Origin of the sequence: Bisgaardia hudsonensis, assembly GCF_004345785.1 — a bacterium.
GTDB classification, from domain to species: Bacteria; Pseudomonadota; Gammaproteobacteria; order Enterobacterales; family Pasteurellaceae; genus Bisgaardia; species Bisgaardia hudsonensis.
On the sequence record NZ_SLXI01000003.1, the window covers coordinates 255,603 to 264,925 of the forward strand.

Annotated in this window: 10 protein-coding genes; 3 read left to right on the forward strand and 7 right to left on the reverse strand. The window is 32.1% G+C overall.

The window, feature by feature from the left end:
- Positions 1 to 9 precede the first annotated feature (9 nt).
- The 5 genes from coaE to ppdD are packed head-to-tail and all read right to left on the reverse strand — an operon-like array spanning position 10 to position 4,507.
- Entirely contained in the window at positions 10 to 627 is a 618-nt protein-coding gene (gene coaE, locus EV697_RS05985) for a dephospho-CoA kinase (RefSeq protein WP_132023666.1), read from the reverse strand.
- 44 nt (positions 628 to 671) lie between these two features.
- Positions 672 to 1,388, reverse strand: coding sequence for a prepilin peptidase (locus tag EV697_RS05990; RefSeq protein ID WP_165906476.1), 717 nt, complete (start codon positions 1,386 to 1,388; stop codon positions 672 to 674).
- On the reverse strand, positions 1,388 to 2,608 hold the full coding sequence (locus EV697_RS05995) for a type II secretion system F family protein (protein WP_132023670.1): 1,221 nt from the start codon (positions 2,606 to 2,608) through the stop codon (positions 1,388 to 1,390). The genes EV697_RS05990 and EV697_RS05995 overlap by 1 nt, the downstream gene beginning before the upstream one ends.
- Position 2,609: 1 nt before the next feature.
- On the reverse strand, positions 2,610 to 4,049 hold the full coding sequence (locus EV697_RS06000) for a GspE/PulE family protein (protein ID WP_132023672.1): 1,440 nt from the start codon (positions 4,047 to 4,049) through the stop codon (positions 2,610 to 2,612).
- Positions 4,050 to 4,069: 20 nt separating this feature from the next.
- Positions 4,070 to 4,507 carry a prepilin peptidase-dependent pilin gene (gene ppdD, locus EV697_RS06005; RefSeq protein WP_132023674.1) on the reverse strand — a complete coding sequence of 146 codons (438 nt, stop codon included), beginning with the start codon at positions 4,505 to 4,507 and terminating at the stop codon, positions 4,070 to 4,072.
- Between the two features lie 131 nt (positions 4,508 to 4,638).
- On the opposite strand from ppdD, the gene ampD reads away from it, so the two are divergent.
- The gene (ampD, locus tag EV697_RS06010) at positions 4,639 to 5,190 is read left to right on the forward strand and encodes a 1,6-anhydro-N-acetylmuramyl-L-alanine amidase AmpD (protein ID WP_132023676.1); all 552 of its coding nucleotides are present in this window, start codon (positions 4,639 to 4,641) and stop codon (positions 5,188 to 5,190) included.
- 93 nt (positions 5,191 to 5,283) lie between these two features.
- Here the strand turns inward: ampD and EV697_RS09825 are convergent, their stop codons facing one another.
- Both EV697_RS09825 and ubiD read right to left on the reverse strand, forming a co-directional pair.
- On the reverse strand, positions 5,284 to 5,457 hold the full coding sequence (locus tag EV697_RS09825) for an NF038104 family lipoprotein (protein ID WP_176672799.1): 174 nt from the start codon (positions 5,455 to 5,457) through the stop codon (positions 5,284 to 5,286).
- Positions 5,458 to 5,504: 47 nt separating this feature from the next.
- Positions 5,505 to 6,977: a 4-hydroxy-3-polyprenylbenzoate decarboxylase gene (gene ubiD, locus EV697_RS06015; RefSeq protein ID WP_132023698.1), complete on the reverse strand. Its 1,473-nt coding sequence runs from the start codon at positions 6,975 to 6,977 to the stop codon at positions 5,505 to 5,507.
- A 129-nt stretch (positions 6,978 to 7,106) separates the two neighbouring features.
- Between ubiD and smpB the strand changes: the two genes are divergently transcribed.
- Positions 7,107 to 7,586, forward strand: coding sequence for an SsrA-binding protein SmpB (gene smpB / locus EV697_RS06020; protein ID WP_132023678.1), 480 nt, complete (start codon positions 7,107 to 7,109; stop codon positions 7,584 to 7,586).
- A gap of 42 nt (positions 7,587 to 7,628) precedes the next feature.
- A complete protein-coding gene (locus EV697_RS06025) occupies positions 7,629 to 9,194 on the forward strand; it encodes a class I SAM-dependent methyltransferase (RefSeq protein WP_132023680.1) in 1,566 nt (521 codons plus the stop codon).
- The last annotated feature ends 129 nt before the right edge of the window (positions 9,195 to 9,323 follow it).

Below are 9,323 nucleotides of genomic sequence, written 5' to 3' on the forward strand. Positions count from 1 at the left end.
TAGTAAAATTTATTTTAAAGTAGTCGCCTTTTCTAAATAAATTTGGTGCAATTCTAACACTTTTTGTTTAATAACGCTTAAATTTTTGGATAAATCTAAATCATTTCTAACAATTTCCGTAGCCCAAGATAAACGTTCATCTCGAGTAACTTGAGAAGCGATTATTTTTTTGATTAATTCCTCTTTATTTTTATCTCGTTGTGAGGCTCGCTTTATCTGTATTTCGGGAGCAACATCAACAACTAAAATACTATTACAAAAATCTGTTAAACCATTTTCAATCAATAAAGGTACAACAAAAAGTACATAAGGATAATCTTGCGATCTTAATTCTCTCAACATTTCTTCACGAATAGCAGGATGTAATAAATTATTCAGCCACTGTTTTTCCTTTTCATCATTGAAAATCAATGCTCGCAAAGTAGAACGATCCAATTCCTCACTCTCAAGTAAAACTTGCTGACCAAAATGATCTACAATTTCTTTTAATAATCCACTTCCTTTAGCAACAACTTTTCGTGCTACAATATCCGCATCAACTATCGGCACCCCAAGCTCAGCAAAAAACTTAGCAATCGTACTTTTACCACTACCAATACCACCAGTTAAACCAACAACATAACTCATTATATTTTCCTAAAAAATATCCTTGTTTTATTTTCTCATAAACATCAAAATAGCCATAGTAATCCCTCCCCTAAAATTAAAAATGGAGCAAAAGGAATTTGTTTAATTTGACTATTTTGGTAATTTTTCCATCCAATATACCCTAAAGCAATAATGCAAGAAATAAAAACCATTACAGGTAACTCTTGCCAATACGTTGTTGAACCTAATCCCAACATTAACCAATAGTCACCACGTCCTAATGCTTCCTTTTTATAATACCATTTAGCTAAATAATATATACAATAAAAACTACTCAATCCCAATAAGCCACCAATCAAACTATCTTCTAGACTTAAAGGTAATATCCCTTCATTTGCAGCGAATAAACCTAATACAAATAAAAATTGACATAAATGGGGGGAAATGAGTTGATAAAGCCAATCTATTATGGCGATTATTATCAAGATACTGATATAAACACTGAACCAAAAAGCATTTATCGGATCTTCCAAAAAAACAAAACAAGAACAAGTTAATACTACTACCCCTAAAAAATAATACAAAAAATGACCGCACTTTTTTGTTCTTAAAGAAGATTTTTGACTTATATTTTTTCTTGTAAGTACGGTATATTGCTTAACCCTATTATTAGGAGATGAAAAAAGTTCTATATAACTCTCATAAACAGCATAATTTACCTCATCTGCAAAATTACAAATATAATGATATACCCACAATGCAAGAATGGCGCTATAGAAAAAATAAGCAATATATAACACTAAATTAATGATCCCATATTAAATATTGGTAAGTACATTCCAAGCATAATCATTCCAATGATCCCCCCAATAATCACCATTAATAATGGCTCCAACATTTGAGATAATAAATCAATCTGATGATCTAATTTTTGTTTGTTGTTTTCTGCAATATATTCTAAGACTAAAGCAAGTTCACCACTTTTTTCACCAACCTGTAGCATTTGTTGAGCCTCCATAGTAAATAGATTACTACCTACACTATCGGAAAAAGCATAACCTTGATTTATCCAATTTAGTATTGATTTAACTTCTGTTTGTAACCATAAATCACCTTGTATTTTTGCAGACACCTGCCATATTTTCGGTTTTGGTAAAAAAGATTGTAACCCTTGTTTTAAAGGAATACCGGAGTTAATCATCAAAGATAAACTACGACAAAAATTGACTAATCGAGAAAGCATTGCAATATTATTTAAAATAGGAATGAATGAAACTAAACGATCTTTTTGCTTATTTAACCAAATAGATCGTTGTAATCGAAAACGAATAAGCATAACACCTATAATAACTAATAAACCGATATGAAGAATATATTGTTGTAATACTTCAGATAAGATAAGTAGTAAATTTGTAAAAGCAGGTAAATCCACTTGCTTATCCATATACATTTCCGAGAATTTAGGCACAATAAAAATCAATAATAAAGTGGTAATAACTACCGAAATGGCTAATACCATTACTGGATATAATAAAATTTTCTGAATTTTACGTTGCAGTACTAAAGATTGTTGACGATGTACTGAAATTTGTTGGCATATTTCTGTCAATTTTCCTGTCATCTCTCCCACATAGATTAATTGACACTCTTGATAATTTAAATATTTCCCTTGTTTCTCTAAACTTTGTGAAAATGAAAAACCATTTTCAATATCTGTTAATAAATTCCTTAGCCACGCATTCAAAGCAATATTAGTACAATTCTGCATAAGTAAATTCAAACTCTGCTTTAAAGGCACAGAAGATTTTAATAGAATAGCCAGTTGCGTAAGCAAATCACAAATCTCCGTACTTTTAGGGTTAAAACTAAATTGCCAATTTCGTTGTAATCTTATCTGTTGCATTCCTTTCTGGAATAAAATTTGCCGAGCAATATTCTCATTTTTAGCAACTAACTTTCCTTTTTGTTTTTGTTGTAAACGATTTGTGGCTTTCCATTGGTACAGTTTTAAATCTGACATATTAAGTCCCTAATACTCGATTTATTTCTGCTAAATCAGTAAGTTGTGTAGCTATTTTTTCTAAGGCACTTTCTCTTAAAGTTGCATAATCAATTTGCAACTCAGTTTTATGATTTTCATTAGTCACATTTAAAAATTGATATACGCCTATTCGTCCTTTATAGCCCTGATAACAATCACAAAAATTATCCTTTTTTTGACCGCTCTTGTTAATAAAATTTTTATTACAGCGAAGACATATCTTTCTTACTAAACGCTGCGCAACGACCAATAACAAACTATTATCAATTTCATGTTGCTTTATACCAAGTTGTTGTAAACGAGAAATAGCTGATTGAGCATCATTAGTATGTAGTGTAGAAAGCACCAAATGCCCTGTTTGAGCAGCTCTTAATGCCATTTCAGCTGTTTCTTCATCACGAATTTCACCTAGCATAATAATATCAGGATCTTGACGTAAAAATGTTCTTAATAAACGACTAAAATCCAAACCAATTTTTGCATTAATTTGTGACTGAATAATCCCCTGTAATTCAATTTCGATAGGATCTTCTGCAGTTAAAATATGCTTACTCTCGTTATTTAACCATTCAAGTGCAGTATAAAGTGAAATACTTTTACCACTCCCAGTAGGACCGGTAACTAAAATTAATCCCTGTGGCTGTGATAAGGCTTGCTGAAAATATTCTTGTTGTTTTTCAGTCATACCCAATTCAGAAAAACTTAATTGTGTAGGCTTGTTTTGTTGCACCCTTAGCACTACTTTTTCGCCTAAATAAGTCGGTAGCGTAGAAAGACGAAAATCAAGCGTGTCTGAAAACGTTGTTTTAAAATAAAATCGCCCATCTTGAGGTAAACGAGTTTCGCTAATATCTAACTTAGCTAATAACTTTAGTCTTGAGATAATGCGTTTTGATAAACTTAAACTAATTGGTTTTTGAATTTGCAAAACACCATCAACTCTAAAACGCACTTGCAAACAAGTTTTTTGAGGCTCTAAATGAATATCTGATACTTTTTTCTTCAATGCACTTTCAAAAATCTGATTCAATAAATGTATAATAGGCTCATCAGTATGATCTTCTATATTTTCTTCTACGTTAATACTATCAAAAGAAGCATATTCAATATCTTGCAGATCTTCTACAGCTAACTTAGGCGTTAGTTTTTTTAACAATGATTTTAAATGTTGACTAGAAAGCAATACTGGCTCAACAATTTTTCCTGTAAGAAAAGAAAAAGTTTCACAAGCAGATAAATTAGCAAAACTCTCAATACCAAGCCATAAAGTAAATTCATCTTCCTTTAGTGGCAATGCAAGATAACGTAAAAGTAGTTCATATTGTTGCTGATTTTTCTGCCATAAATTTTCCGTGATTTCAAAAGAAATGCCATTTATATCTATAGCAATCTGGTTCATTTCAGAAAGATAGCTAGTCATACATTGCCTTAATTAATAAATTAGTTAGAACAAAAACCGACTGGGAATAACTCTGCATTTGGTAAACAAGCAGTAGCCCAAGAAATCCCATCTGTTGCATTACCTGAAGCAGTTAAAGTATAACTAATATTTTCCAAGCTATTTTGACCTGTTACTGTAATCACACCAGCTTGAACGGTAATAGATTTCACTCTTCCTTTCGCTGTTGCCGCAGCCTGAATACCACTAGTTCCAGCAGTACATTCTGACACACCATTTTTTTCATAAGCACAAAGCTCAACTTCTGCCTTATAAGGCGATGACGCCTGTAATAATTCGGAAATTGCCGCTTTTTTTGTATAATTTTGGTAGGACGGAATAGCAATAGTCGCTAAAATGGCGACAATCGCAATCACGATCATTAGCTCAATTAAAGTAAATCCTTTATATTTTTTTGAATTGTAATGTATTGTTTCCATTTGTTTTCCTCTCAATATAGCAAATATAATGCCAATAATATTATTGGCTACAAAGAGTTTGCTATATAATAGAAACTAAGGACAATTACACCGCACTTTTTTCACGATCAAGATCGCAAAAATAAAATACAATGAAATCCAAACAAACTATTTACAATGGATGGTTAGAGAATGAAAGGAAAGTCATTTCACCTCATTTTGATCAACGTCCCGATCTAAAAGATATTTCTTTATTAGTCATTCATTACATCAGCCTACCGCCATCACAATTTGGAGGAGGATATATTGATGATTTTTTTCAAGGAAAACTAGATCCTAATCAACATCCTTATTTCCAAGAAATTTATCAAATGCGAGTATCTTCCCATTGTTTCATTGATCGTGTAGGAAAAGTCACACAATACGTAAGTTTTAATGATAGAGCCTGGCACGCTGGAGTATCAAGTTTTCAGGGGAGAGAAAAGTGTAATGATTTTGCAATTGGTATTGAACTGGAAGGTGATAATGATCATCCTTTTACTGATTTGCAATACCAAAAGCTTATACAAGTAACAAAACAGATTATGAATACCTATCCGTTAATCACAAGAGAGCGGATTGTAGGGCATTGTGATATTTCCCCAAATAGAAAAATCGACCCAGGTCAATACTTTGATTGGGATCGTTTTTTAAATCATTTATAAAACACTTAATATCAAGTACATTATCTGGAAAATAACATAACCAGTTTGATGATTTTAGCAGTCCACTTTTGAATTTTGCTACATTACAATAATTTAATCCTCTTTATCCGGAATAGCGGCATCAGCAACAGCACCAACGGTCTTTACGGCAACAGACCCTACAGTTGTTACAGTATCAACAGCTAGCCCAACAGCAGACGTCACTATGCAACCAGATAAACAAAATAATGACAGCATAACAAATACAACTTTAGAAACAAAAAACATAAATAAAATAATCCTTCAATAAAAAGTAAAGACTAATTATACCTGAATTACTCTGATAAAATACCTAGAGTTTCCCAAATATCATCAATTCGTTTCACTACATCAGGATCTTTTTTAATTGGTATCCCCCATTCTCTTGTGGTTTCCCCTCGCCACTTATTCGTTGCATCAATCCCCATTTTAGATCCTAATCCAGCAACGGGGGAGGCAAAATCTAAATAATCAATAGGCGTATTCTCCACTAAAGAACAATCTCTTGCAGGATCACAGCGTGTTGTTATTGCCCAAATGACATCATTCCAATCTCGAGCATTCACATCGTCATCACAAACAATCACAAATTTAGTATACATAAATTGTCTTAAAAAAGACCATACTCCCATCATTACTCTTTTTGCATGGCCAGCATACTGTTTTTTTATTGTGACAACAGCAAGGCGATAAGAACAACCCTCAGGCGGTAAATAAAAATCCACAATTTCAGGAAACTGTTTTTGTAAAATTGGAATAAACACTTCATTCAGAGCTTCACCTAGTACCGCTGGCTCATCTGGTGGACGGCCAGTATAAGTAGAATGATAAATTGGATTTTCACGCATTGTCATATGCGTAACAGTAAAGACCGGAAAATATTCCTGTTCGTTGTAATACCCTGTATGATCGCCATAAGGACCTTCCAGTGCCATTTCTTTTGGATCAATATAACCTTCTAAAATAATCTCCGCACTTGCTGGCACTTCAATATCATTACTTATTGATTTAATAACTTCTGTTTTTGTACCTCGTAATAATCCAGCAAAAGCATATTCTGATAGGTTATCAGGAACAGGCGTAACTGCCCCCAAAATCGTTGCTGGATCTGCGCCTAATGCAACTGAAATAGGAAAAGGTTGATCAGGATAAGCTTGTTTCCAATCTTGAAAATCTAATGCACCACCACGGTGTGATAACCAACGCATAATGAGTTTATTTTTACCAATTAACTGCTGACGGTAAATTCCCAAATTTTGTCGTTTTTTATTTGGTCCTTTTGTGATGGTTAACCCCCAAGTAACTAAAGGTGCAATATCTTCTTTCCAGCATTGCATAATAGGGAGTTTATATAAATCAACCTCTTCGCCTGAAAAAACTTTTTGTTGACAGTCTGCTGTATTTAGAACTTTAGTCGGCATATTTAACACCTGCTTATATTGCGGTAAAGTTGACCAAAGATCTTTAAAGCCTTTAGGTGGCTCTGGTTCTTTTAAAAACGCTAACAGTTTTCCGACATCTCTCAATGCAGAAACATCTTTTTGCCCCATTCCCATTGCGACTCGTTTTGCAGTACCAAATAAATTACAAAGTACTGGAATATCAAACCCTTTTGGATTTTCAAATAACAATGCTGGACCACCTGCACGTAAAGTGCGGTCAGAAATTTCTGTCATTTCTAAATAGGGATCTATTTCTTGCTTAATACGTTTTAACTCGCCTTGTTCTTCTAACAAAGCAATAAAATCTCGCAAATTTTTATATTTCATCATTAATCTCATCATCGTACGAATTATTTGCATTGTTATAAAGATACTCTAGCAATGCAAGCATTTTTGCTATATTTTTTGATATTCTGTAAAATGAACAAATACGATTATTAAAAGGTTATAACAAAAATGACAAAGAAAAAACCTAAAGTACCCTCAAATACTATTGCCTTAAATAAACGAGCTAGACATGAATATTTTATTGAAGATGAAATAGAAGCTGGGCTTTCTCTACAAGGTTGGGAAGTAAAGTCTATGCGAGCAGGAAAAGCCAATATTAGTGATAGTTATATTATTTTCAAGAATGGAGAAGCCTATTTATTTGGTGCGACAATCCAACCGCTAAATGTTGCTTCTACGCATATCGTTTGTGATCCTACTCGCACACGCAAACTGTTACTAAAACAACGAGAACTTGACTCCTTATTTGGTAAATCAAATCGTGATGGTTTTACAATTATTGCGTTATCATTATATTGGAAAGGTCCTTGGGCAAAAATCAAAGTTGGCGTAGCCAAAGGTAAAAAACAACATGATAAGCGTGAAGATATTAAAGACAGAGAATGGAAAGTCGCTAAAGATCGCATAATGAAACATGCGAATAGATAACATAGAACAACTATAAAATATCAGCTTCAATAAGGAAAAATAATGAACGACCTAAATAATTTAAAACAAACTTATAATGATATTCCTTATACATCGAAAGTTTTTTCTTATACGCAACCAACAAGATTACACGCACTAGCCAAAATAAAAGGATTAAATCCACCACCACTAGAAGCAGCAACAGTATTAGAAATAGGTTGCTCTTTTGGGGGAAATATACTGCCTTTTGCCATGAAATATCCAAATAGTCGTGTAATCGGTATCGATCTAGCAGAAAAACAAATTGAAATTGGACAACAAATGCTACAAGAAGTAGGAATGAACAATATTCAACTCTTTGCTGGCGATATAACGAATATAGAATTTGATAATGTTCAGTTTGATTATATTATTTGTCACGGTGTATTTAGCTGGGTTCCTGAGTCTGTACAATATGGGATTTTAAATACTGTTGAAAAATATTTATCTCCGAATGGACTCGCATACATAAGTTATAATACTTATCCCGGCTGGCATTTAAAAGATATGGCAAAGGAGCTTATGCTATTTGGTAGTAATAGTGATCTTGATCGCGCATCTCGAGTCCCTCAATCCCTAGAATTACTAAAATATACTAAAAATATTATTAGTAAGAAAAATACGGCACTTTATCCCGAAATAAATAATATGTTTAACGATATTATTAATAAGCCACAACATTATATCGCACATGAATATTTTGAAAATTACAACATCCCACTTTATTTCAAAGACTTTATTCAAAAAATAGAACAATATAATCTTGCTTATGTAACAGATTCCTCCACTCCTAATATTAGATGCCAATTCATCTTTACCGATGAAGAATACCAACAGATTTGCCAATATTTTAACAATAAAATTGAAAAAGTTGAACAGTACACCGATTTTATAACAAATAGAAAATTTAGAACAAGTATTATCACCAAGAAAGAAAATATTAAAAATAATGATATAAGACAATATGATCTTTGTCATAACTTTTTCGATATCTACCTAAAAACTAATGTTGAATATATTAATGATAGCGATAAAAATTATTGGCAGATAAAAGGAGATAATTTAAGATTTTCATCAAACAGTTTGGTAGATAAACTGATGATGTATTTACAAGAAAAAACACCCGTCAATATTCAGTCATTATTTAAAAAATTGGAAAATGAATCTGATTATAATGATGATACAATAAAAGATGTACTCTTTCATATTATTCATTCAGATAACACCTATTTATGTTACAAAGAAGAAAATTTAAAAACATATGATGAAAAACCTCATATTTCTCAAAAATTAAGGAATTTAATAGCCTACCTTACAAATAATCCGAATATAACCACAACCTTTAATCAATTTAATAGTTGCGTAGAACTAGGTTTCTTAGCAGAATATTTAAGCCAATATATGGATGGAACAAGAACAATAAATGATTTAATCACTATTGTTAGAAAGGATATAGAAGAAGAAACAATAACATGGAAAATAAATGACAAAGAACTGAAAAATGCAGAAATAGAAGACAAAACCATAGAATCTTCAATTAAGCTAATGTTAGAAGAATTATATATGAATGGTTTCTTTAATGAATATTAAAAATAATTAAGGAAAATAAAAAGTGCGGTAGAAATGATCTGCTCCCCAAAAGTTGGACTCTAACCAACAAATTAAGGAGCAGATTTTTATGACTAAATATACTCAATCTTTTAAAAAGCATGTTGTGGA

Coding starts and splice junctions, on each gene's coding strand:
- coaE (WP_132023666.1), bottom strand. CDS start 627: ATGAGTTATGTTGTTGGTTTAACTGGTGGTATTGGTAGTGGTAAAAGT.
- EV697_RS05995 (WP_132023670.1), bottom strand. CDS start 2,608: ATGTCAGATTTAAAACTGTACCAATGGAAAGCCACAAATCGTTTACAA.
- EV697_RS06000 (WP_132023672.1), bottom strand. CDS start 4,049: ATGACTAGCTATCTTTCTGAAATGAACCAGATTGCTATAGATATAAAT.
- ppdD (WP_132023674.1), bottom strand. CDS start 4,507: ATGGAAACAATACATTACAATTCAAAAAAATATAAAGGATTTACTTTA.
- ampD (WP_132023676.1), top strand. CDS start 4,639: ATGAAATCCAAACAAACTATTTACAATGGATGGTTAGAGAATGAAAGG.
- EV697_RS09825 (WP_176672799.1), bottom strand. CDS start 5,457: ATGTTTTTTGTTTCTAAAGTTGTATTTGTTATGCTGTCATTATTTTGT.
- ubiD (WP_132023698.1), bottom strand. CDS start 6,977: ATGAAATATAAAAATTTGCGAGATTTTATTGCTTTGTTAGAAGAACAA.
- smpB (WP_132023678.1), top strand. CDS start 7,107: ATGACAAAGAAAAAACCTAAAGTACCCTCAAATACTATTGCCTTAAAT.
- EV697_RS06025 (WP_132023680.1), top strand. CDS start 7,629: ATGAACGACCTAAATAATTTAAAACAAACTTATAATGATATTCCTTAT.